Origin of the sequence: Ruminococcus sp. (genome assembly GCF_019417665.1) — a bacterium.
GTDB lineage: Bacteria > Bacillota > Clostridia > Oscillospirales > Ruminococcaceae > Ruminococcus_C.
On record NZ_DXUU01000002.1, the window covers coordinates 105,433 to 129,928 of the forward strand.

The window sequence follows — 24,496 nt, forward strand, 5'->3', positions numbered from 1 at the left end:
GTTTTCTCATTTTCACGCAGAAAAACTTATATTTTCGCCTTTTTCTTCACAGGCTGCAAAACGCTGATACCACGCTTCTTCTGCCACCATACCCACAGGCTCGGTACAAAACAGATGGAGTTATAGGTACCCATCACAATACCGATCATCATGGGAACAGAGAAACTCAGAATGGAGGTCAGACCCATTACCAAGGAGACAATGGTAACAACCAACATGGAACTGAATGTGGTGATCGATGTACGCAGTGTACGGCACAGGGACTGGGAAGAACTGATGTTCACCAATTCCTGGATCTGCATCCCTGGCAGCAGGGTCTGGTTTTCACGGATACGGTCGTAAATCACGATGGTATCATTGATAGCATAGCCCAACAGTGTCAGGATAACTGCCATGAAGTTGGAGTCGATCTCAAAGCCGCACAATACCACGCCGCCATAGGTGACAATCAGCGTAGACAGAAGCCCCAACACTGCGCACACACCTGCAGACCAACCGCTGATCTGCTTGAATCGCAGCGCAATGTACACGATCAGGATCAGTGCCGCAAAAATCGCAGCAACAATACATTTGGCAAAAAACTCACTGCCTGATGTGGCATCAACATCGTTGGCATCCAGAAGTTCCAGCTCGCTGTCCGGATAAAGTTCCTGGATCTTATCTGTTACCTCAGCCTGACGCTCGATAGTCAGACCTTCATTGGAGCTGAAGGACAAAGAAAGGGTCTTTGTATCACTGTCCAGGCTTTCGCCGCCCTGGGCATTGACAGAAGAGCCGATCAGAGCGCTGATCTCATCTTCAATGGTTTTTTCGTCCATTTCGCCGGAATAACTATAGGTGATAATGGTACCGCCCTTGAATTCCAGCGCTACATCTACGCCGGTGAAGGTAGAGAGCAGCGCAATCAAGATCAGTGCAAGAGAGATCAGAAAGAACAGCTTCGACTTGCTGCAAAAATTACGCACTTTTACGTCAACATCAAACTGTTTTGATTCTTTAGTCTGCTTTGACATCGATACCACCTCCATAAAGCTTTTTGTTCTGGAAGCACTTGAAGCGTGACAGAGACATGGTCATCAGTCTGGACGCCAGTACACCCATGATAAAGTTCATAATCAGACCGGTCATCAGCGTGAAGCCGAAGGAATAGATAACACCCTCAGTCGTTGCGCCGAAGAAGTAGAAGATCGTGTTGTTGAAGAGCTTCGCCCAGATGCTGTCCGGCACGCCGAATGCGCCCATGAGCACAATGGATACAATAATACCCGTCAGGTTTCCGTCAAAGATCGCACTGAAGGCCCTGTGATAGCCGGAATACAGCGCAGTATCCAGATTCTTGCCCTTGCGCAGTTCTTCACGGATACGCTCGCCGGTAATGATATTGGCATCGACGCCCATGCCGACAGACAGGATGATACCTGCAATACCCGGAATGGTCAGCGTCGTACTGGACATAAAGCCAAACCAGCCGGAAACTGCTGCCAGCATACCGGCAACCTGTCCGATCAGAGTGATAGACGCTACTACACCCATCAGCCGATACAGTACGATCATATAAACAATGATGAACGCCAGTACAATGATGCCGGCAATGATCATTGCTGTCAGTGCGCCCTCGCCCATGGTCGGGGAGATGGTCTTGAAGCTGGTAGACTCCAGAGAGAAAGGCAGTGCACCGGAATTGATCTTATCGGCCAGTTCCTTGGCACTTTCATATGTAAAGTTACCAGTAATGGTCGCCTTACCGTCTGAGATCACAGCGCTGACAGACGGGGCAGAGATCATGGTGTTGTCCATCCAGATGGAGATCTGACCCTGCTGTGAATAAAGTTCTGAAGTTGCCTCATAGAACTTTTCCTTACCGCTGTCGTTCAGATCCAGAGTGACCATCCAGGTGTATTCCCCTGTGGTATCATCCTGGGTCGCACCAGTGCCTGCCTTTTCTACATCGGCACCAGTGAGCACGATGTCACCAGCAGGAACGGCATTGCCTTCTTCATCATAGGATGAATCCGTACCCTTACGGAATGTCAGTTCAGCAGTCTCACCCAATTCCTTGACAGCCTCTTCCGGGTCGAAATTTTTCTCGCCCGCCTGCCAAGGGAACCGCACAATAATGCGGTTGCTCTTATAATCCACATAGGTCTCGCTGTCGCTGATGTTCTGGTTTGCCAGACGGAGCTTGATGGTCTCCAGCGCCGCATCCATTTGCTCCTCCGTTGCATCCACATCGCCCGCCGGTTCAAAGGTCACGTCTACGCCGCCCTGGATATCAATGCCCAGACGGATATCGCCGACCCCGTGAACATAGGTCGTAACGGTATCACCATACTGGGAGGATACACCGAATACAGTAGTGAGCGCAAACAGAGCGATAACGGCAAATACAATGAAGAAAACAGGTTTTTTTACTTTTCTCACGATTTAGCCTCCTGTGCTGCGGTCTGTCTGTGGCAGTACCGCATAGTATACTGTGCCGTCGGCAGAATGCACGATCGACAATTACTTATTATTATATTCCAAATTTCGCAATTAGTCAATAGGTAATGCAAAAGTTGTACAACATTGCCGATTCGAAAGTAAAATTTTCGGCGACTTCTCCAAATTCAGCCGGGAAACTTTTTGAAACAACGTTGCAATCTGTTTATTCTTATGGTATAATAGGAGAAATAAAGGATCAGGAGTTAGGAATGAGAAATGATGGTGTTCGCTGCTCTCACAAATCATAATTAGGGCAACACCATCACCTCTAATGCCTAATTGTTAATGTTAATTTTAAAAAAGGAGACCGATGCCAATGGTACACTTTGGAAACGACTGGGATACCATTTTAGACGGGGAATTTGCCAAGACATATTATCAGAATCTGCGGCAGTTCCTGCTGACGGAATACCGCACGCAGACCATTTATCCCGGTATGTACGATATCTTCAACGCCCTGAAATACACCGCCTATGCCGATGTCCGGGCAGTGATCCTGGGTCAGGATCCCTATCACGGTCCCAACCAGGCACACGGGCTATGCTTTTCCGTCCGTCAGGGCGTTGCACCACCGCCGTCCCTGGTGAATATCTTTAAGGAAATCAAAGACGATATAGGCATTGACAACACTGGGAAACATGGTGAGCTGACCAACTGGGCAAAGCATGGCGTGCTGCTTCTGAACACGGTGCTGACAGTGCGTGCAGGGCAGGCAAATTCACACCGAGGCAAGGGCTGGGAGGAATTCACAGACGATGTGATCCGGCTGCTGGACGCCAGAGAAGAGCCGGTGGTATTCCTGCTATGGGGCAACAATGCCAAATCCAAGAAAGCCCTCATCCAGCATCCCCAGCATCTGGTGCTGACCGCAGCACACCCCAGCCCCCTTTCAGCATATCACGGTTTTTTCGGCTGTAAGCATTTTTCCAAAGCAAACGCCTTTTTACGGGAACATGGATTACCAGAGATCGATTGGAGTATTTAACATTAGAACTATTCCTTGACTCCTTTTCAATAAATAAGGTTCTGTAAACGTCCCGGTGGCTCGCCATCTTTAGGGTGAGTCTGCTGAGATCATTTACAACGGGATCAACTTTCCAACTGTAATTGCGAAGTTTGCAGGAATTGTGGGCGAACACAGTTCGGCTCTACATTGCGATTCTATCGAACCTCATTGAAAAAACGGTGGGAGCAAGCCCCGTCCTACGTTTTGGGTTTTCAAATTAAAAAGGAAAGTTTTCGTGGGTTATACCAGCAGGCGGATAATATCCGCCCCTACAGTGGATTTCTGTTCATCTTTTCAATATCACGCTTCTGACCATAGAAAAAATCTATGACTTTCAATTCAAAATTACACTCTACCGAAATTCCCAGTAATGTGCTATAATATGAGAAATAACCGTTTATGATATACCAATACAGAAAGGTTGATTCTCCATGAAAATCACATCTATGTTCTCCAATCACACTGTTTTTTCCTTTGAAATTTTCCCGCCGAAAAAGACCTCGCCCATTGAGACTGTCTATGATACGCTGGAAGCATTGCAGGATCTGAAACCGGACTTTATCAGCGTCACCTTCGGCGCAGGCGGCAGCGGCAACGGAGAAAATACCCTCGCCATTGCACGCCGTCTGAAAGAACGGTATGGCGTAACACCGATGGCACATCTGCCCTGTATTCACTATACAAAAGATCAGATCGACCGAATTCTGGAACAGTTCCGGGAAAACGGCATTGAAAATATCCTGGCACTCCGCGGCGACCGGGTCGAGGGGATGCAGCCGGCTGAGGATTTCATCCACGCATCTGAGCTGATCGCCTATATTCGGGACAAGGGCGGTTTTGATATCGCAGCGGCATGCTATCCCGAATGCCATCCGGAAGCACCTAATCTGGATACAGATATCCGCTATTTAAAAGAAAAGGTAGATGCCGGAGCAAATCATCTCATCACTCAGCTGTTTTTTGACAATGACACTTTCTATGATTTCCGCTACCGCACTGCCCGTGCCGGTATCAACGTTCCCATTGAAGCTGGTATCATGCCAGTGACCAACCGGAAACAGATCGAGCGCATGGTGACCATGTGCGGTGCGAGTCTGCCCAGAAAGTTCACTAAAATGGTGCAGCGGTTTGAGGACAGCCCCGAAGCACTCCGGGATGCCGGCATTGCTTATGCCATCGACCAGATCGTGGATCTCATCACAGACGGCGTAGACGGCATTCACCTGTACACCATGAACAATCCTTATGTGGCACGGAAGATCAGCGAAGCCGTAAGCGGCATTCTCAAAGCGGTGCCTGTATGCTGAGCCTGTCTTTGGAGTCCATAAACCGGAAAGAGGCGCTCCGGTATATGGGATATCACGGTGAACCGGACGAAACTTTCACGACACTGGTGGATGAATGCGAAAAAGCGCTGCAAAAAGCTGCTCAGCCAAGGGTCATTTATCGGGTGCTGCCCCTGTCCAGAGACGGAGACGGTCTTTCCGCCGGAGCACTGCCCCTGCCGGGTGCGGATATTGCAAAGCATCTGGAAGGCTGTGACCGGATCCTGCTCATGGCAGCGACACTTTCCGGGCAGGCAGACCAGCTGATCCACCGTGCCGGCATTTCCAATATGACACGTTCCCTGGCGCTGGATGCCCTGGCAAGTGCTGGCATTGAACAGATCTGCGACCGGGCGGAACTGTTTTTCCAGGAACAGCTGCCGGGGGTGTATTTTACCTGGCGGTTCAGTCCGGGCTACGGCGACCTGCCTCTGAAATTGCAGCCCCGAATATTACAGCTGCTGGATGCCCAGAAACGGCTGGGACTGACAGTGACGGCGGAGAATATTCTCATTCCCCGGAAGTCTGTAACAGCCATCATCGGTTTGTCTGAACAGCCTTTGAAAAAGGGCGCTAGAGGATGCGCTACCTGCCGGATGCGGGAGACTTGTGCGTTCCGGAAGGGCGGCGGACATTGCTAATACGAATTCCTCAAACGCCAATAGATAAACAAGGCATTTTCTATGGTCGGAATCCAACGAATGCAATTCCACTTGCCATATCTCTGACAAAATGCAATTTGTAAAAACAAGAAAGGACAATCCCTTATGCTCTCTTCCCTATTCCCCAACCGAAAATTCATCCGCTTAGACGGCGGTACCGGCTCTATGCTCCAAAAAGGCGGTATGCCCGTAGGCGCACTGCCTGAGGTGTACAATATCACAGAGCCAGAGCGTATCATTGCCGTCCACCGTGCCTTTCTGGATGCCGGTGCCGATGTGGCCTACGCCAACACCTTCGGCGCAAATCGCCGCAAAATGGCGAAATCCGGTTATTCCGTCCAGGAACTCATTGCCGGCGGCATTGCCTGCGCCAGAAAGGCCTGTGAAGGCACATCTGCAAAGGTCGCACTGGATATCGGCCCCATCGGACAACTGCTGGAGCCTCTGGGTACGCTGACGTTTGAAGAAGCATATGATATTTTCCGAGAGGAGATCGAAGCCGGACAGGATGCCGACCTGATCGTCATCGAAACCATGACCGATCTGTACGAGACAAAGGCGGCGCTTCTGGCGGCAAAGGAGCATTCTGACAAGCCCGTGCTCTGCACTATGACCTTTGAACCGAATCTGCGTACTTTTACAGGCTGCACTGTGGCTTCGGCAGCAATGACTCTGGAAGGACTTGGGGCTGATGCCATCGGCGTAAACTGTTCCCTGGGGCCGGATGAACTGTACCCCATTGTGGAAGAAATGGCAAAATGGACGACCCTGCCCCTGATCGTGAAGCCCAATGCTGGACTGCCTGACCCTATCACTGGGGAATATCTGGTATCCCCGGAAGAATTCGCTGCTGCTGTGGCAAAATTCGCGCAGCTGGGCGTTACCATTTACGGCGGCTGCTGCGGTACGACCCCGGCGCACATTCAGGCGGCATACGACCTGTTGGAGCAGACAACGATTATAAAGAGAGAAACGCCGGAGATCCCGGCGGCAGTTTGCTCCGCTTCGGAAGTGGTGATCATTGATCAGCCCCGAATCATCGGCGAGCGCATCAATCCTACAGGGAAAAAACGGTTCAAAGCGGCATTGCAGGCAAATGACATGGATTATATCCTGGATCAGGCAGTGCAGCAAGTAGATGCCGGCGCAGATCTGCTGGATGTGAACGTGGGTATGCCCGGCATTGACGAAAAGGGCATGATGATCCGCACGGTAAAAGCACTCCAGTCCATCGGCGGCACACCCTTGCAGCTGGATTCCACTATCCCGGCAGTGCTGGAGGCGGCACTCCGTGTGTACAACGGCAAGCCCATTGTGAATTCCGTCAACGGCGAGGAGGCTTCCCTACAGAATGTCCTGCCCCTGGTGAAAAAGTACGGCGCTGCTGTGGTGGGACTGACCCTGGATGAAAACGGCATTCCCCCGAAAGCAGAAGATCGGTTCGCCATTGCAAAGCGTATCCTCGACCGTGCCACGGCGCTGGGCATTCCGAAACGGGATATTTACATTGACTGTCTGACCCTGACGGCATCCGCAGAACAGGACGGCGCACGGGAGACCTTAAAGGCGCTGCACCGGATAAAAGAGGAACTTGGACTGAAAACTGTACTGGGCGTATCCAACATTTCCTTCGGTCTCCCAAACCGAGAGGCTGTCACCCGGACATTCCTGACTATGGCACTGGAAAACGGGCTGGATCTGCCCATTATCAACCCCAACATTGCCTCTATGACAGAGGCAGTGCGTGCCTATCGGCTGCTGGACGGCATCGACCGGAACTGCACGGAATTTGTAGAGGCATATGCGGGTATGCCCACAGCTGCCCCTGCTGCTCCGGTTTCCGCCGGGAAAACATATTCTTCAGAAGCGAAACCGGAAACGCTGGATCTACCCTATGCCATGTCCCACGGACTGAAAAACGAGGGGGCGAAAATTACGGCGCAGCTGCTGGAGACGACCGATCCTATGGACGTGGTGAACAGCGTGCTTATCCCGGCACTGGACGAAGCCGGAAAGTTGTTTGAACAGGGAAAGATCTTCCTGCCCCAGCTCATCCAGACTGCCGGCGTGGCACAGGCAGCTTTTGAGGTCATCAAGACCACACTGATCCAGCGCAACGCCGCACCTGTGAGCCGGGGCGAGATCGTTCTGGCTACGGTAAAGGGGGATATCCACGACATCGGAAAGAATATCGTCCGGGTGCTACTGGAAAATTATGGATACACCGTGCTGGATCTGGGACGGGATGTCCCCTGCCAGCTGGTGGCAGATACCGCAAAGGAACACGGTGTAAAGCTGGTGGGACTGTCAGCGCTGATGACCACCACATTGGGTGCCATGGAGGAGACCATTCAGTTAGTCAAGCAGTCCTGCCCGGACTGTAAGATCGTTGTGGGCGGCGCAGTGCTCACGGCGGATTATGCGGAAAAGATCGGTGCTGACTTCTACGCCAAGGATGCCATGGATACTGTGGCTGTGGCAAAGCAGATCGTCGGATGATACCATGAATGTATAATTAAAAGGGAAAAAGGAGGAGCATTATGGAAACAGAACCCACCAACGACATGCCAGAACTGAACGAAGAAGAAAAGAAAAACCGAAAATGGGATTTAGTCAACAAGCAATGGGCTGCCACCATTATTTTCAGCGGCGTGGTGCTTCTGCTGGTGGCATTTTTGTTCATCAAACGAGAAATGTTCACCAATATGGTGGCATATGTCTTTGATGTCATCCGTCCCATCACCATCGGACTGGTCATTGCCTTTCTATTATATCGTCCTACCTGTCAGATCGAAAAGCTCTTTTCTAAATTGCAAAAGCGAGCACCCAAGTTTCCGGCAAGCGCACTTTCTGTATTCTGTGCCTATTTTCTACTGTTTCTGATACTGGCTGTCATCATCTGGATCATTGTGCCCCAGTTTATCACTAGTATCAAGGATTTCACAGACAACATTATGGTATACTATAATAATGTCATGAAATTTCTGAACAGCGACAGAGGCGAGCAGATCCTGAACCTGCTCAATGAAAACGGCTTCGATCCGGTGACCCTGCGCACCAAACTCATGAGCCTGACCACATATATTCCCGATGCTGTGGGCACTATCGGCACTTGGGCGAGCAGTCTTATCGGCGGTGTGATTGATTTTTTCATTGGCTTAATCTTCTCCGTCTACGTCCTCGCCGGACGGAACAAGCTGCGCAGCCAGGGCACACGCATTCTGCATCACTTCCTACCCCAGAAACACTACCACCGTCTGACCCATTATGGAACTCTCACTTTTTCCACCTTTTCCAAGTTCATCAGCGGTCAGATTGCAGACGCATTCATTCTAGGTGTTCTGATCTTCTGTGTCATGAGCATCGGCGGTCTGGAATACCCTATGATGATCGCTGTTATCATCGGTATCACCAATATGATCCCCTATGTGGGTCCCTGGATGGGCACCATTCCCTGTGCCCTGATCCTACTTATGGTAAACCCATGGCACGCCATTGCATTCGTTATTATCGTCATCATTGCTCAGCAAGTGGACAGCAACCTGATCTATCCCCGTGTAGTCGGCTCATCTATCGGTCTGCCGGCGATCTGGGTACTCTTTGCCATTACCGTGGGCGGCGGTCTCTTCGGTGTCATTGGCATGATCGTTGGCGTTCCAGTGATGTCCATCATCTACACGGTGATCCGGGAAAAAACTGTATCTGACCATAACAATGATCAGGCAAAAAAACCGGAAAAACGAAAATGGCATATCCGCAAAACGATGCAGCGCATACGTGACCGTGTCAAAAAGAACGATCCTCCTTCAGATCCGCAATAAAAAGCAGCAGACAGGAACAACTGGTGAACCGGTGTTCTTGTCTTTTTTGTTCTCCTTTGATCAACACGAATCCCTTAAACTCCAATAGATAAACTTACAGCAAAGTCTGTGGGTAGAATTCCTGACTGGCACTGATTTTTTCCAAGGAACATATTTCCATAGTTTAACAAGCTTTATATATAAAGTTTTCCTGCCGAGTTTGTTAATCATGCTGAATTTCAACTGTTTGTATTGACAACTTCGTTTAAAAATAATATGATAAAACTGTAATAAAAAGTTGTCATATAGCGGACAAAAAGGGGGAAACTGAAACGCTATATGACGAACACGTGCAAGATTAAAATAATTCAGAAAGGATGACTTTTATGAAAAAGACAAGAAAGGTTTTCGCACTTCTGCTCAGTACAGGGATGGCACTGAACAGTATTCCGTTTGGCATTGTTTCCGCAGAGGAGACAACACTCAATATCACCAGCACCATAGAAGCGGACGGAACAATTCTCACACGCATTAAAAACAAAGAATATCGCTACACGCCGGATGAGAACGACCGCACCTATCGGAACTATGACCCATCATCTGTGTTTCTTGTAACATGTACGGATGCAGAAGCGTTTCAGGCTGCGTTTTCGGAGGATTATTACATTGAAGCATTAGAAGATGGCAGGCTTTGCGTTACCAGCAAAGATGCTCCCAATGGATTTTCCTATGCTGATTCACTGTATGACAGCGAATGGGAACAAGAGGATGCAAAGGCGGCAGCCATCCCCCTGCTTCGCTCCGGATTGGTCACAGAAATGACACTGCAAGATGCATACCACGAATATCGTTCTAACAACATTCCTACAGTAGGCACCATGACTGTTTATTCAGACAAAGCACTCACTGACAGCGACTTCAATTGGCTGAACAGTGATGATTATGAATTAGATGGAACAGAAGCACATATTATCGCCGGAGATGACGGCGTTTGGGAAACGCAATATAACCTCATGAAAACCATTCTGGAAACTATGCCCTCTGTTTATGCTGTCTATTTGAACCCGTATACAATGGACGCCATTTGGAATGGCGCTACATATTATGATGTGCTCACCTACACTGCACAGACAAAAGGCGACCCCGACAACGACACCAAAGTCACCCCAGACGACGCCTACCAGACTCTCTGCTATTTCGCCAAAACTTCCGTAAACGCAGACGCCGCTTTTACGGATAACAGCGACGAGACAAAAGAAGCCGCTGCCTTTGCCGCTGCGGATGTCAACGGTGATGGTGTTGTGAATGCAGACGATGCTTACTTGATCTTGCGGTATTATGCGGCAGAGTCTGTAGGCGGAACGCCCAGTTGGGATTGATTTCGAAGGAATAGACAATTTCCGCCATAATTCGACAAACCTATGTACAAAGTTTTCCTGTCCAATTTGTAAATGATGCTGAATTTCAACTGTTGATATTGACATCTATATTCAAAAGTGATATAATGAAACTGTAATATAAAGTTGTCATATAGTAATCAGAAGGGAGGGGTGCAGAAGTGCTATATGACGAATACGTACAAAATTAAAACAATTCAAAAAGGAGGACATTAACAATGAAAAAGATTCGAAGAATATTGTCTGCCTGTGTTGCCACAGTGATGGCTGGCGTGATGATCGGGGCTGTTTCGGCTCCGTCGGCTTCGGCAGCTGGCACATTAGGAGATATTAATGGCGATGGTTCTATTAATATTTCAGACTCTGTTGCATTAGCACAATTTTTACTTGGTCAATACAGTCTTTCAGATTACTCTATTGCAGATTTGAACTGTAATAACTTAATTGATTGGGCTGATCGTCAAATTCTTTTGTTATTCCTAGTTCACCAAATTCCTTCAATCCCTTACTACGGATAAGTCAAAAAGGAGGATATTATGACCAAAAAAATCATTATTAAAGTAGTAAGTACTATTATTGCACTAGTTCTTACAATCTCATCACTCACATTTGCCAGTGTACTCCCATCTTCAGCATTGAACAGAACTGTTCATTATTTACGCTACGATTGCACTTCAAAATCTATTACTAATTATACTCTGAATCAATTGTCTGAATATGCTTCAAATTCGAGAACTATATTCCCCGACAATCGTAAACCTGATACTGATCAGTCTGTCGTTTATTTAAGTAGTGGTGGATCTGGCTTTATTGTAGATGACCACTGCATCGCAACTGCTGCTCATTGTGTATACGATTACGTAAATAACTGTTTTATTGATAACATTGATGTTATCATCTGCAATTCAAATAAAAATAATCCTATACTAACTTGCGATGCTGTAGCTTTGCATATACCACTTATGTTTAGGAGCTATCGTAATAATGAGCCAATTCGCTCTTGTTATGATTATGCGTTGATATATGTAGAAGAAGATTTATCTCAATATGGGATTTTTGAATTAGGTGTACCAACAAATGCTTTTCTTTCAAATAATTCAGCAATAGTAACAAGTGGCTTTCCTGGATATATCAATGTAGATCAAGGTGCAAACGGACAACGGTATTATAGCACTGGAAGTATGCAAACATTCAACATTACAAATGACATTCAGCTATACCCAGAAGCAGCCGATCTTAGATTTTACTCAACATGTATTAATAGTGCTGGTGACAGCGGAGGTCCTGCATACGCAATTACCACTCTTCAAAATACTGAATATCGTACTATTGTAGGTATTGTTACAGGCGCCGGAACAAAAATTGAAAATAATGTTGAAGGTTACTGGGGGACTTATGGCGTTCGAATGACAACTGATTTATTACACTTTTATCTGAATAATAGCTATATTTAATTTATACAAGAGGTGGTTTTTATGAAAAAGACAAGAAAGGTTTTCGCAGTTCTGCTCAGCACAGGGATGGCACTGAACAGTATTCCGTTTGGCATTGTTTCTGCTGAGGAAAAAGCCAGTATCTCCAGCGTTATAGAAGCAGACGGCACCATTGTTGCGGAGTCCCGTACTACAAATGCAGATATCATGCATCGTTTTTACTACACGCCGGATTATAATTCCATGCGCTACCAAACGCACAATAACGAATGCGTTGTGATTGCCGCATGTGCAGATGCAGACGCATTTGCAGCTGCTTTTGAAAATGCATTTACAATTTCAGCAATAGACGACAACACATTTTGTGTCGTTAGTGCAGAAGAAAATCCAAACTTTTCCTACACAGATAAACAAGGCGCTCCCCCGTCCTGGACATATGAAGAAGCAAAATCGGCGGCAGCTCAACTGCTTCGTTCTGGGCTTGTAACAGGGGTATCTATTCAGAATTTATATTTCGAATGGAATGCAGGCTATCTTACACCTATCGGGACTCTCACACTCTATGCAGACAGAGCGCTCACAGAAGAGGATTTCTCCTGGTTAGATGATACGTGGACAGTCTCTATTGATGGTTCTAAAGCAAATTTTGACAGTGTCACCACATCAGCAACCACAAATGATGAAATCTGGTCTGCCGAGTATGACCTTATGAAAGAAAGTCTGACACAGGTTTCAGGTGCATATGGCGTTTGGTTTGAACCATACATGATCAACGCCATTCAACCGCCAAACTCCTACGAAACTATTGTTACCTACACCGCACAGACAAAGGGCGACCCCGACAACGACACAAAAGTCACCCCAGACGACGCCTACCAGACCCTCTGCTATTACGCCAAAACTTCCGTAAATGCAGACGCTGCTTTCACGGATAACAGCGACGAGACAAAAGAAGCCGCTGCCTTTGCTGCTGCGGATGTCAACGGCGACGGTGTTGTGGATGCAGACGACGCTTACCTGATCCTGCGATATTATGCGGCAGAGTCCGTGGGCGGAACTCCCAGTTGGGATTGATTCCTATTTTCAATGACACAAGCAAAAAGCGCTTCGGACAATTGCCCGAAGCGCTTCGTTTTTTCTCAATTAGTCGCTGACATACGGCAGCAGTGCAATGTGTCTTGCACGCTTGATCGCTGTTGTCAGTTCACGCTGATGGAATGCACAAGTGCCGGTAACTCTGCGAGGCAGAATCTTTGCACGCTCAGTCATGCACTTCTTCAGTCTTGCAACATCCTTATAATCAATGCGCTCTACACGATCCACGCAGAACATGCAAACCTTTTTCCGCGGTCTCTTTCCGCCGCGCTGAGATCTTTCTCTCTCCATGCTGATATATCCTCCTATCTGCAATGCGGTATTCATTTTCGCTGTTTGTCAGATCAGAACGGTACTTCGCCATCGCTGAGGATCTCTTCGAAATCGCCCAGATCTCCCAGCTGCAATGCGCCGGGTGCCTGTGCTGCCGCCGGAGCTGGTGCAGGGGCTGCTGGCTGTGCCGGGGCTGCCGGAGCCGCTTGTACATAAGACGGCTGTTGATATGCGCCCTGATAGCCGCCGCCTTCCTGTGCAGCACGCTTGGATTCACCAAAAGAGACGTTGTCAGCTTGTACTTCCATGCTATAGTGCTTGACGCCATTCTGATCTGTGTAATCGTTGTTTCTCAGGCTGCCTTCCACAATGACCATACTGCCCTTGTGAAAATAACGGCTGACAAACTCAGCCGACTGCCGCCAGCAGGTCACATTGATAAAATCCGTCTCACGTTCGCCCGTCTGTCTATTAGAAAACCGGCGGTCAACTGCCACACGGATGCGGCAAACCGGTGTCCCATTTGTTGTCTGACGAAAATCCGGATCTGCACACAGACGACCCATCAAAATCACTTTGTTCAGCATATCGGTTCCTTTCTGATCTTTAAACAATTACTTTACAGTCACCAAAGAACGCAGAACGCCGTCTGTAATGTTCAGAACACGCTCTACTTCTGCCGGAACATCCGGAGTGGACGTAAAGGTATACAGTACGTAGTACCCGTCCGGCTCATCGTTAATCGGATATGCCAGCTTGCGCTTGCCCCACTCGTTTACTTCATCCAGTGTGGCAGCAGATGCGATCTTTTCACGGAACTTTTCAACCAGTGCCTTTGCCGCATCTTCCCCGTTCTTCAGACTGAAAACCGTCATCAGCTCGTAGGATTCCTGTTTCTTTGCCATACTCAATACACCTCCTTCTGGATTCCGCCCGTGCACATAACACGAGCAAGGATAACATATCTATTATATCAGATGCCCATCAAAAAGTCAAGGGCTTTTTTCGGGATTTTTCCGTTTTTTCTATCACAATTGTTTTTATCATTTTTCAAAGAAACTATTGACATTGTACAAACTTTGTGGCATAATTGGAATATCAGCAGTATGAAAATTTTCTCAAATGAGGAATTGGGAATAATGGTATCGCCTGTAGCAATAAGTTTATGCTAAATTCCACCATTTCTCATTTCAAACAAAGAAACGGAGGATGTAATGAAACATCAGCAAAACATCTGCCGGAGTGCAGCCATTCTGACGGCGGCGGCTCTGACTGTCACGTCTCTTCCCGCCCTTGCGGCATCCTCGGTGGAATACAACACCTGGACAGGGTATGTTCTGCGGAATACGGAGGGAAAATATCTGAGCGTTCCCGGCGGCACAGAAGCTGAGGGCGTCTATGTAGGATTTTTTGAAGCGGACGGTGCTGCGGCTTATAATACCTGGTACTTTACCGAAACTGACTTCGGTATCACCATCAAGTCCGCCCTTTCTGAGGGGCAGTATTATCTGGCAGAGGACGGAAGCGGAAATCTATACCTTTCCACAACGCCCGGTACATTTGAGCTTTCCGCAGACGGTATACTCAGCGGATTCCGCAGCGGTGTGGAAAATCTAGTCTATGCAAAAATCACCCCGGAAGCTGTCACCAATCTCCACGCCGGCGATATGAATCAGGACGGCGTACTGGATGGCATGGATCTGACAATGATGCGTCAGCTTGTAACCGGAAATGCCGATTTTGTCCAGACTGCCGTCGGCGATCTGAACGAAGATGGTGTACTCGCCAACTCAGACGTTTCCCTATTACAGCGGTATCTCCTGGGTGAATCGCTCGCTTTCCCGGATCCGCAGATCCCCCAATGCAGCCTGATCCCTGCACCATCGGAACCGATCGTCACTGAAACCACACCTGTAGAAACAACGACAACAATAGATACCATATTGACAGCAGAATCCACTGTTACAGAAACCACCAGTGTTACTGCTGCAACGACAGCACCGGAACTGACCATGGCAGATTTTCCATCAGAATATCAGTATGCGGCGGACTGGATCTGGGATAACCGCATTTCAGCGGAAAAATCCACTGAACGCAGAAATACAATTTTCGACCAGATCGTTGCCGGAAAGGGCACTATTAATTACGTGGTGCGCTGGCAGTCCTATAAAACTGTCACTCTGGAACAACGGCAGCAATTTGAACAATTGGTAAGTGACTGCATTAATGGCTGGGCAAGCTGGCTCTCCGGATGGGATGGCTGGGAGTATGACCATATCGAGGTCAATGTTGTGGGCTGGGCAGTACTGGACAAGTCGGTGATGCTGGATCTGCAGCCGAATGAGGTGGTATATGACGATCTCATTGAGCCATATGACAGCACCTATGACACCTCAAACGGCGTGGAAACAATTCCGGACAAGCTGCCCAGTGCGCCCAGCGAGCTGTCCCACTTCGATCATTTTGCGGACAGTTCCTATGAATATCCCGGCGGTCTGGACGCACGCTTTGACATGTATCTATGGGCAACACAGGGATTCCCTGCCATCGGCGGCTGCGGCGGCGACTGGGGACAACGGCTCTCTGACGACGCCTATCTGAATATGCTGGACGGTACAGGCATTCACGTTCTGGAGCACGAGATCGGACACGGTTTCGGTATGACGGATTTCTACGGCGGCGAAGGCGAATTTGATGGTTTCCCGCCGGGAGGATTCCCAGGCGGTGAGAACTCCCTGATGATGGCAGGTTCCGCTATGAAGATCACCGATTTCGACGGCTGGATGCTGCGATATATGTGGAGCAAAATCAAAGACGAACAAGGTCGATTCTAAGTTATTGAAAAGAACATTCTCCGAAAGTAAAGGCAATACCGCACAAAGATTGTGCGTCAGATGCGCAGTCAGATTTTTCGTCAGATGAAACAAAAAGCGCAGTGAATACTTTGTGTATTCACGAGCATTTTTGTGAAATATGACGGAAAAGATGCAAGCATATGACGTGCAAAGCCGTCAGGCGCTCTTTGTGCGGTGTTGCCTAAAGCTTCGGGGAATGTTTTTGTTTTGTTCTCAACGAAAGCGTGATTTTCTCTGACAAAACCATTGCAAAGCCCTGAAGAATATGGTATAATAAAAACGTATATCATCCGGACAGCGGTATACCGGATGAAAGAAAGGGAGTATTTTATTATGGACGCAAGTACATTTCCGATTTCATTTACCTACCACCTGATTTTCTGTATTGTTGCAGGTGTATTTTTTCTGGCACAGTTCATTCGTCTGCGGCGGCCGTATCAGCTGATCCTGGCAATTGCCATTCTGGCATCTCTGTTGATCTATGTGGGCGATGTCTCGAATAAGACCTGGTTCCATACCGTGGGCTTATTTGAAGTGATACTGCTCCTGGGTGCTGTGGTACTTTCCATTATTGACCGTGTTAAGACAAAGAAGCTGGAAAAACAGCAGGACAGTGACGGAGAAGCTGCATGAAGATCGTGATTACAGACGGGGCAACGCTTTCCGGCGGCGGTGTTTCACTGGAGCGATTTTCCAGATACGGAGAAGTCTGTGCCTATGACCTGACCGCACCGGAACAGCTTGCAGAACGTCTGGCAGATGCCGAAGTGCTGCTCTGCAACAAGACCGCAGTCCCGGCGGAAACTTTCGACGAATGCCCGAAACTGCGATATATCGGCGAGTGTGCTACGGGGTATAACAACATTGCCATTGCAGCGGCAAAGGCGCACGGTGTTACTGTCTGCAATGCCGGTGTGTATTCCACGGATGCTGTGGCGCAGCATACCTTTGCTCTGATACTGCATCATTACAGCCGTGTGGCAGCGTATGACACAGCTGTCCGGGACGGTGCATGGAAACGGGCAAAGACCTTTTCTGTGATGCCCTACCCCATGGAGGAGCTTGCCGGGAAAACTCTGGCAGTCGTAGGCCTTGGCAGTATCGGGCGGAAAGTCGCTGCCATTGGTGCGGCCTTTGGTATGTATGTGATTGCCGCAACCCGGACGACGCCTCAGGATTGCCCTTATGATCTGGTTTCAATAGACGAAGCCTTTGCCCAGGCGGATGTGCTGACGCTGCACACGTCTCTGACGGAACAGACTGCTCATATGGTGAATTGCAGACGGCTGGAGACCATGAAGCCCAATGCGTTGTTGGTCAACACAGCACGGGGCGGACTGATTGACGAGGCAGATCTGGCGTGGGCGCTGCAAAATGGCGTGATTGCCGGGGCGGCACTGGATGTGCTGACGGAAGAACCCATGGGGGATACGCCTTTGTATGGGCTGGAGAATTGTACAATCACACCTCATGTTGCCTGGACGCCTCTGGAGACAAGGCAGCGGTTGCTGTCCATTGTGGAGGACAATCTGCGTCTGTATCTGGCAGGTACGCCGCAGAATGTGATTTGTTGAATTAGGAATGAGGAGTTAGGAATAAGGAATGGCAGTGTTCGCTGCGCTCACAGATTTTAAAATCAAGAGAAAACTTTATATTTCATTCATTGCCACAGGTGATACCATCCCTTATTAGTAAATAGGAGAAGTAGAAAAATGATCGATGTTTCCAAGAAAAAGCGGATCGTACTCAAATTGGGTACATCCACGCTGACGCATAAGACCGGAAAGCTGAACATCCGCCGCATGACCAATCTGGTACGGATCCTGTCAGATCTGCACAATGCCGGGAGAGAACTGCTCATTGTCTCCTCCGGCGCTGTGGGCATGGGCGTGGGAAAGCTGAACCTGCCGGAACGCCCCAAGGACACGCCTTCTAAGCAGGCGGCTGCGGCAGTGGGACAATGTGAACTGATGCACATCTATGACGATATGTTTGCCAAATACGGCGTGACGGTGGCGCAGATCCTGCTGACAAAGACCACACTCACCAACGGCCGTTTGCCCCATGTACAGAATACCATTCACCGGCTGTTGGAACTGGGCGTGATCCCCATTGTCAATGAGAATGACACGGTTTCTATTGATGAGCTGGAACTGGAGATCGGGGAGAACGATTCCCTTGCTGCACAGCTGGCAGTGGCAGTGGATGCAGATCTGCTGGTGATTTTGTCGGATATCAATGGATTGTACTCTGCTGACCCCCGGAAGTATGAGGATGCAGAGGTTATTCGTGTGGTGGAAAAAATCGACGAGCGCATTGTCCAGATGGCAGGCGGTGCAGGGACATCCTTTGGCACCGGCGGCATGACCACCAAGATCAATGCGGCAAAGATCGCCACAGAAAACGGCGTGGACATGGTCATTATGAACGGCAGAGACCCGGAGCAGCTGTATGGGCTGTTTGACGGAGAACCGGTGGGAACGCATTTTCTGGCGCAGGAAGTTTGAATTGGAGGAAAATGGAGTTTAAAATAATGGAGACAGGAGATGTGTTATGACACTTGAACAGGAAATTTCAAAACTGTTTGCTGTATATCCCCAGGTGCTGTATGGCTATGCCGGAACAGCCTATTGTGAATTTGGGCAAAAATATCCCTCTGTGCTGGTATTCGCTGTACCTTACAGTAAACAGTTGACTCTATTAAATTATAAAGAACCAGATTTTGAACAAGGTATTCAGGATGCCCGTGCAGTACTGGAAGAAATTCTGGAGCAGTTGGAACGAATTTTGAGAGCCAGCGGAACGGCCTATGAGATTCCGCCGGTGGGGCGGAAAAGTGAAGCGGAACTGGAAGCTCTGTTTTCCTTTAAATTCGCCGCAGTCAATGCCGGGCTTGGATGGATCGGCAAAAACGACGTGGTAATTACAGAACAGTACGGTCCGAGAGTACGGTTGTCGGCGGTTTTCATTGATGCAGTGATGCCTTATGGGACATCTGTCACTAAAAGCAAATGTCCGGATTCTTGCCGGAAATGCGTGGATATCTGTCCTTGTAAAGCTCTGCATAATGTTTCATGGGACATTGAAACATGGCGAAGCGATATTATTGACTATGAAGCGTGCAACCAAAAACGGAGCCAGTATATTGAAACCCATGGGAGAATGAATTCCTGTGGTTTGTGTCTGGTAGTTTGTCCCTTTGGAACGAAGCAGCAGTGATATTGCTGTATGACATAGACAAACCATGTAGGGGCGGATATCATCCGCTCGTATTTTCCGTCACAGTGTGTCTGCGGGCGGCTGATAGCCGCCCCTACAATGCTGTTATGCAACTGAAAGGAGAATTACTTATGAACTACGCAGAAACCCTGGGCATCCGTGCCAAGGCAGTGGAATCTGCCATTGCCACCGCCGCACCTCAGGTGAAAAACCAGGCGCTTGCCGCCATTGCAGACGCACTGCTTGCCCGGCAGGACGAGATACTGGAAGCAAATGCAAAAGACTTAGCAGCCGCACAGGCGAACAATATGACAGCATCCTTGCAGGATCGTCTCCGCCTGACAACGGCACGGATCTCCGGCATGGCAGACGCTGCCCGTCAGCTCATTGCCGCAGAGGACCCCATTGGTTCCGTAGACAGCGGTTCTGTCCGTCCCAACGGCTTGCAGATTCTGAAAACACGTGTGCCTCTGGGCGTCATCGGTATTATTTTCGAATCCCGTCCCAATGTTACCGTGGATGCGGCGACCCTCTGCCTGAAAGCCGGGAATGTGGTGATTCTCCGTGGCGGCAAGGAGGCAATCCACTCCAACACAGCCCTTGCCAATATTATGCGGCAGGCGGTGGAAACTGTGGGGCTGCCGGGGGATATTATCCAGCTGGTAGAGGATACTTCCCGGGAAACTGCCGCAGATATGATGCACCTGACGGGCTATTTGGATGTGCTCATTCCCCGTGGCGGTGCTGGTTTGATTCAGGCAGTGCTGCGCCAGTCCACTGTGCCGGTTATTGAGACAGGCGCCGGGAATTGTCATGTGTATGTGGACAAATGTCTCCATGGTGAGGCGGACTATGACATGGCAGTGCGTATTATTGACAATGCCAAAACACAGCGCCCGTCTGTGTGCAATGCCATTGAGGGACTGGTTGTCCACAAGGATGTGGCAGGGGAGATCCTGCCTCGTGTTCAGGCGGCATTTGCAGCCCATGATGTGACCATTTACGGCGATGAAGCCACCCGGGAAATTCTTGGCGCAGATATCGAACCGGCAACGGAAGAACTGTACGACACGGAGTTCAACGACTATAAAATTACGGTCAAGGTTGTGGACAGCATGGATGAAGCCATGGCGCATATTGCAAAGTACAGCACAAAGCATTCTGAGTGCATCATTACCAGGGATCTGGACGCTGCCCAGAAGTTCCAGCGTACCGTGGATGCGGCGGTGGTCTATGTGAATGCGTCTACCCGGTTCACTGACGGCGGCGAGTTTGGCTATGGTGCAGAGATTGGCATCTCCACCCAGAAGCTTCACGCAAGAGGCCCTATGGGGCTGCATGAGCTGACTACGGTGAAATATCTGGTCAGCGGTAACGGACAGATTCGGGAATAAGAGCCTGTTCAGCATCTTTTTTCGCACGTCTTTTCGGCAAATTTTGCCGTTAACTGCGTCGAAAATCCTTGCCATACGTCAGTATGCCTGCGGATTTTTTCCTTGTAAACGACAAAATTATGCTCGAAAATCCGCACATAAAAAGATACTGAATAGGCTCTAAAGGAAAAATTATGCCCAGACCAGTGAGGGAGTATTGGTCTGGGCATGCTTCAGGAAAACAAATGGGTGGAAACGTAAGAAAGGATTTTATATATCAATGATTGTACACCTCATTCAGCCCAAAATGGAACGGCGTCCCATGGACACCAGTCTGAAAGCACGGATGGCGCCATCCTTGGGGCTTTTGACCATTGCCAATCTACTGGAACCGGATCATACTGTGATCCTCACCAACGAGAACATTGAGGACATTGACTATGACAAGCCAGTGGATCTGGTGGGGATTACGGTGACAGTGGATGTTATGCCCCGTGCCATTGACATTGCAAAGGAATTTCAGAAAAGGGGTATTCCGGTTGTGGCGGGCGGGATTCATATTACGGCGTGTCCGCAGACAGACACCTTTGACGCCATCAGCATTGGTCTTGCCGAAAAGACCTGGCCGGAAATTATCCGGGATATGCAGGCAGGAACACTGCAAAAGGTTTATTGCTGTCATGAACCCATACAAGGAAAGGACATTGTTTCCCCGGCTTATCATCTGATTGACAAAAGGCAGTATCTGTATTGCAATGTCATCAGCACCAGTCGAGGCTGTCCATTTCAGTGTGATTTTTGCTATAACAGCTGCGGCAGCTATAAAAATTTCTATGTCAACCGCCCCATTGCAGATGTGTTGGGAGATATTCGTCGTATTGGAAAAAAGCATGTGATGTTCATCGACGACAACTTCATCGGAAATCCCAGCTGGACGCAGGAATTTGTCCGTGCGATTAAGCCTATGCAGCTGAAGTGGAATGCAGCGGTTTCTGCTAATATTGTAGATATGCCGGAACTTCTGGATGAAATGGCAGAATCGGGCTGTCAGAGTCTATTTATCGGTTTCGAAAGTCTCAATGAAAAAGCACTAGCAAAGGTACATAAAGGTCAGAATCAGATCGAAAAATATGAGCGGCTTGTAGAAGCATTGCATGATAGGGGAATTATGATCAACGCCAGCTTTGTGTTTGGTCTGGATGAAGATGATGTTTCCACTTTTCCGCAAACCATAGACTGGATTGTCCGGCACAAGATCGAAACTGTTACCTCACATATTTTAACGCCGTATCCCGGAACAGAAGTCTATGCCCGCTTTCAGAATGACCATCGGATCATAGATCCAGATCTATCCCATTATAATACAGCCCATGTGGTATTTGAACCAGCAAATATGACAAAAGAAGAACTATATGAGGGGTATCTGGATGTGTACCGACAGGTCTATTCTCTCAAAAATATTCTGAGCCGCTGTCCAAAATCCAGAAAACAGCGCATTCCCTATTTTCTGTTTAATCTTGTTTATCGGAAATACGGATGGCTTACGGAAAAGTTCTGTCAGCGCATCACTTATGAACGAATCGGACGGATTGCGGAAAAGTGGTCCTATCATTAAGACCCTGCTTAGTATCTTTTTGGTGAATTTTGTTGCTTTCTGCGTTGAAACTTCTTGCCTTGAAATCAACGAAAGTTCACTCAAAAATCTACGCAGAAAAGTTGCTAAACAGGCTCTAAGCCCCTGTCTAATGCAGCAATTTCAGAAAAATCGGAGGTGATTTTATGCTCAGTATCATCTGTGCAATTGTTTGTATCATCTTGATCGTGTTGGATATTTGCGGAAAACTGCATCTGGAGAAAACCAAGGGGCAGGTACTGCTGAACCTGTTCTGTCTGCTGGGTGCAGCAACACCTGTGGCATCGAATGCCTGTTCCAATTGCATTACGGATCTGTTGGGAACACCATCCATGGATGAATTGATGGAAACAGGGGACTGGCAGGAACTGCTCCTGACCCAAGGAATCCCGGATTGGATCATCGTGATCGCCGCTGTGATCTGCGTGCTGACGTGGATCTATACGCTGGTACGGACTGCCGCTGGCACAAAGATCGTTTCGCCCCAGGAATCTCCGGCTCTGGCAGCGAAGCGGTATCTGACGGTGACGTGGATCTCCCTGCCATTCTTTCTGTTGATGCTGGTGATAGGCGTGATAAATCTAGTAGTGGCACTTAGTTTAGTGGGAATGTATCTTTTGGCGTTTCTGTTTTGCACGCTGTTCTTTCCGCCGGTGCTGATTATCGGGGTAGTGTTTATCGCAATCACTTCCGTCGAATTACTGCTGCCCATGCTGCCGATCTTTGGCGCTGTGCTGATCCCATATATCACAGGTGTATTTTACAGCAACCGGTATCTCATTGCCTGTGCCGTATGTTTCGGCTGGAAAAAACCGCTGCGGATTTTTCTGCAAGTATTGCTGTTCCTGCCCTGGATACGGTGGATCGTGGTCTGCTGCTGCATGGGGAAAATGCAGAAGTATCAAAGGATGATGGGGCAACGATAGGCACATCATATCTTACCAAAAAAGCAGCACCTCACAAATTTCTGTGCGGTGCTGCCTTTTTATTTTTTCAGAGCCTGATTGATTTTTTGGATTTTCTTTTTATACGCAAAATATTGGCTGATCCAGATACAGATGTAAATGAAAACGAAGATGAAAAAATAAGAGATCTGTCCTTTTAGATCCAGCGATGTCCATCCCAAAAGCACGGATACCGGCAGGAACACAATCGCAGTCACGAAAAAATGTGTTACAGTTGCCCGAAGCAGACTCCAGGACTCTATTTCCCAGATGACCGAAGCAGCAGCAAAGACTGTGCCCACCACGCCGGAAAGCAGAAACTGTGCTGTTGCACCGGCGATTTCAGAGCCGAAAAGCTGGGCGCAATCCGGCGCACAGACATAGTAAGTGCCCAGACAGAAAGAGATCACCAATAAAATCATATTGCAGATGCATACGCCCACGGGAAAACCGATCAAGCTACGGATGATAAGTTGTTTTTTCATAGCATTACCACCTTTCTAAATGTGTAAAATTGTTTTGATTCGAGAGAGATATCGACGGGAAACATAGGCGGTTTCGCCGTTTTTCAGCTGCATCCCGATGGTGCCGGTGATACTCAGATCCAGCCGCCGGACATAGCGCAGGTTGACGATCTCCGAGTTGGAAATGCGTACAAATCTCCCAGGATCCAGCAGCATTTCCATTTCGTACATTCTCCGCCGCAGGGTAAACTCTCCCAATTCCGTCTTTGCGTAGACTTTTTGATTGGCGCTGTACACTCGGATCAGCTGTTCCTGTTCCACCAGCACGGCGCTGTCCTCGTCATAACAGACAATGGTGTGGGGCACTTCCTCTGAGAGCCGCCGGAGCAGCTGCTGTACCTCTTCTGTGACAGCCGCAGTCAGAATATGCACCTCCGGATCTGGATATCGGCTGTCCAGTTGGATTTTGATTTCCATATTGTCAGTCGAGTAGACAATCTCGACACTCCTTTCAAAGTATTTCAAGTGAAAGGCTT

24 protein-coding genes are annotated in these 24,496 nt (G+C 48.6%); 17 read left to right on the forward strand and 7 right to left on the reverse strand.

Annotation, left to right across the window (positions count from 1 at the left end; genetic code table 11):
* Positions 1-26: 26 nt before the first annotated feature.
* The gene (secF, locus tag QZ375_RS01140; RefSeq protein WP_295214141.1) at positions 27-1,013 is read right to left on the reverse strand and encodes a protein translocase subunit SecF; all 987 of its coding nucleotides are present in this window, start codon (positions 1,011-1,013) and stop codon (positions 27-29) included.
* Positions 997-2,421 (reverse strand): protein translocase subunit SecD, encoded by a 1,425-nt coding sequence (locus tag QZ375_RS01145; RefSeq protein WP_295214142.1) that lies wholly within the window; start codon positions 2,419-2,421, stop codon positions 997-999. Before QZ375_RS01145 ends, secF begins: the two co-directional genes overlap by 17 nt.
* Positions 2,422-2,797: 376 nt before the next feature.
* Between QZ375_RS01145 and QZ375_RS01150 the strand changes: the two genes are divergently transcribed.
* The 9 genes from QZ375_RS01150 to QZ375_RS01190 all read left to right on the forward strand — a co-directional run bounded on the left by QZ375_RS01150 (position 2,798) and on the right by QZ375_RS01190 (position 13,178).
* On the forward strand, positions 2,798-3,466 hold the full coding sequence (locus QZ375_RS01150; protein ID WP_295214143.1) for a uracil-DNA glycosylase: 669 nt from the start codon (positions 2,798-2,800) through the stop codon (positions 3,464-3,466).
* 452 nt (positions 3,467-3,918) lie between these two features.
* Positions 3,919-4,794, forward strand: a complete 876-nt coding sequence (gene metF, locus QZ375_RS01155) for a methylenetetrahydrofolate reductase [NAD(P)H] (protein WP_295214144.1) — start codon at positions 3,919-3,921, stop codon at positions 4,792-4,794.
* Complete coding sequence (locus QZ375_RS01160; protein WP_295214145.1) at positions 4,788-5,453, forward strand: 5-methyltetrahydrofolate--homocysteine methyltransferase; 666 nt, start codon at positions 4,788-4,790, stop codon at positions 5,451-5,453. The genes metF and QZ375_RS01160 overlap by 7 nt, the downstream gene beginning before the upstream one ends.
* Positions 5,454-5,579: 126 nt before the next feature.
* The gene (locus QZ375_RS01165) at positions 5,580-7,973 is read left to right on the forward strand and encodes a homocysteine S-methyltransferase family protein (protein ID WP_295214146.1); all 2,394 of its coding nucleotides are present in this window, start codon (positions 5,580-5,582) and stop codon (positions 7,971-7,973) included.
* A gap of 41 nt (positions 7,974-8,014) precedes the next feature.
* A complete protein-coding gene (locus QZ375_RS01170; RefSeq protein ID WP_295214147.1) occupies positions 8,015-9,295 on the forward strand; it encodes an AI-2E family transporter in 1,281 nt (426 codons plus the stop codon).
* A 365-nt stretch (positions 9,296-9,660) separates the two neighbouring features.
* Entirely contained in the window at positions 9,661-10,653 is a 993-nt protein-coding gene (locus tag QZ375_RS01175; protein ID WP_295214148.1) for a hypothetical protein, read from the forward strand.
* A gap of 236 nt (positions 10,654-10,889) precedes the next feature.
* Positions 10,890-11,189, forward strand: a complete 300-nt coding sequence (locus QZ375_RS01180; RefSeq protein WP_295214149.1) for a dockerin type I repeat-containing protein — start codon at positions 10,890-10,892, stop codon at positions 11,187-11,189.
* Between the two features lie 18 nt (positions 11,190-11,207).
* On the forward strand, positions 11,208-12,125 hold the full coding sequence (locus QZ375_RS01185; protein WP_295214150.1) for a trypsin-like serine protease: 918 nt from the start codon (positions 11,208-11,210) through the stop codon (positions 12,123-12,125).
* Positions 12,126-12,146: 21 nt separating this feature from the next.
* The gene (locus QZ375_RS01190) at positions 12,147-13,178 is read left to right on the forward strand and encodes a hypothetical protein (protein ID WP_295214151.1); all 1,032 of its coding nucleotides are present in this window, start codon (positions 12,147-12,149) and stop codon (positions 13,176-13,178) included.
* Between the two features lie 69 nt (positions 13,179-13,247).
* Here QZ375_RS01190 and rpsR read toward each other — a convergent pair whose 3' ends face one another.
* From rpsR to rpsF, 3 genes are read right to left on the reverse strand one after another with little or no spacing between them, the layout of a single operon-like run.
* On the reverse strand, positions 13,248-13,490 hold the full coding sequence (gene rpsR, locus QZ375_RS01195) for a 30S ribosomal protein S18 (RefSeq protein WP_295214152.1): 243 nt from the start codon (positions 13,488-13,490) through the stop codon (positions 13,248-13,250).
* Positions 13,491-13,543: 53 nt separating this feature from the next.
* Positions 13,544-14,059, reverse strand: a complete 516-nt coding sequence (locus tag QZ375_RS01200; RefSeq protein ID WP_295214153.1) for a single-stranded DNA-binding protein — start codon at positions 14,057-14,059, stop codon at positions 13,544-13,546.
* Positions 14,060-14,086: 27 nt separating this feature from the next.
* Entirely contained in the window at positions 14,087-14,377 is a 291-nt protein-coding gene (rpsF, locus tag QZ375_RS01205) for a 30S ribosomal protein S6 (protein WP_295214154.1), read from the reverse strand.
* A 309-nt stretch (positions 14,378-14,686) separates the two neighbouring features.
* Here rpsF and QZ375_RS01210 point away from each other — a divergent pair, with 309 nt between their 5' ends.
* The 8 genes from QZ375_RS01210 to QZ375_RS01245 all read left to right on the forward strand — a co-directional run bounded on the left by QZ375_RS01210 (position 14,687) and on the right by QZ375_RS01245 (position 23,478).
* A complete protein-coding gene (locus QZ375_RS01210) occupies positions 14,687-16,306 on the forward strand; it encodes a dockerin type I repeat-containing protein (RefSeq protein WP_295214155.1) in 1,620 nt (539 codons plus the stop codon).
* Between the two features lie 354 nt (positions 16,307-16,660).
* Positions 16,661-16,960: a hypothetical protein gene (locus QZ375_RS01215; RefSeq protein ID WP_295214156.1), complete on the forward strand. Its 300-nt coding sequence runs from the start codon at positions 16,661-16,663 to the stop codon at positions 16,958-16,960.
* Entirely contained in the window at positions 16,957-17,901 is a 945-nt protein-coding gene (locus QZ375_RS01220) for a D-2-hydroxyacid dehydrogenase (RefSeq protein ID WP_295214157.1), read from the forward strand. Before QZ375_RS01215 ends, QZ375_RS01220 begins: the two co-directional genes overlap by 4 nt.
* Before the next feature lie 138 nt (positions 17,902-18,039).
* A complete protein-coding gene (gene proB / locus QZ375_RS01225) occupies positions 18,040-18,834 on the forward strand; it encodes a glutamate 5-kinase (protein WP_295214158.1) in 795 nt (264 codons plus the stop codon).
* Positions 18,835-18,880: 46 nt separating this feature from the next.
* On the forward strand, positions 18,881-19,546 hold the full coding sequence (locus QZ375_RS01230; protein WP_295214159.1) for an epoxyqueuosine reductase: 666 nt from the start codon (positions 18,881-18,883) through the stop codon (positions 19,544-19,546).
* Between the two features lie 131 nt (positions 19,547-19,677).
* Positions 19,678-20,940: a glutamate-5-semialdehyde dehydrogenase gene (locus tag QZ375_RS01235; protein ID WP_295214160.1), complete on the forward strand. Its 1,263-nt coding sequence runs from the start codon at positions 19,678-19,680 to the stop codon at positions 20,938-20,940.
* A 259-nt stretch (positions 20,941-21,199) separates the two neighbouring features.
* Entirely contained in the window at positions 21,200-22,534 is a 1,335-nt protein-coding gene (locus tag QZ375_RS01240; RefSeq protein WP_295214161.1) for a radical SAM protein, read from the forward strand.
* A gap of 164 nt (positions 22,535-22,698) precedes the next feature.
* On the forward strand, positions 22,699-23,478 hold the full coding sequence (locus tag QZ375_RS01245) for a hypothetical protein (protein ID WP_295214162.1): 780 nt from the start codon (positions 22,699-22,701) through the stop codon (positions 23,476-23,478).
* 59 nt (positions 23,479-23,537) lie between these two features.
* Here the strand turns inward: QZ375_RS01245 and QZ375_RS01250 are convergent, their stop codons facing one another.
* Both QZ375_RS01250 and QZ375_RS01255 read right to left on the reverse strand, forming a co-directional pair.
* Complete coding sequence (locus QZ375_RS01250) at positions 23,538-23,981, reverse strand: DUF3021 domain-containing protein (protein ID WP_295214163.1); 444 nt, start codon at positions 23,979-23,981, stop codon at positions 23,538-23,540.
* Positions 23,982-23,996: 15 nt separating this feature from the next.
* Positions 23,997-24,496, reverse strand: a 500-nt coding sequence (locus QZ375_RS01255) for a LytTR family DNA-binding domain-containing protein (RefSeq protein ID WP_295214164.1), incomplete at its 5' end; no start/stop codon positions are given.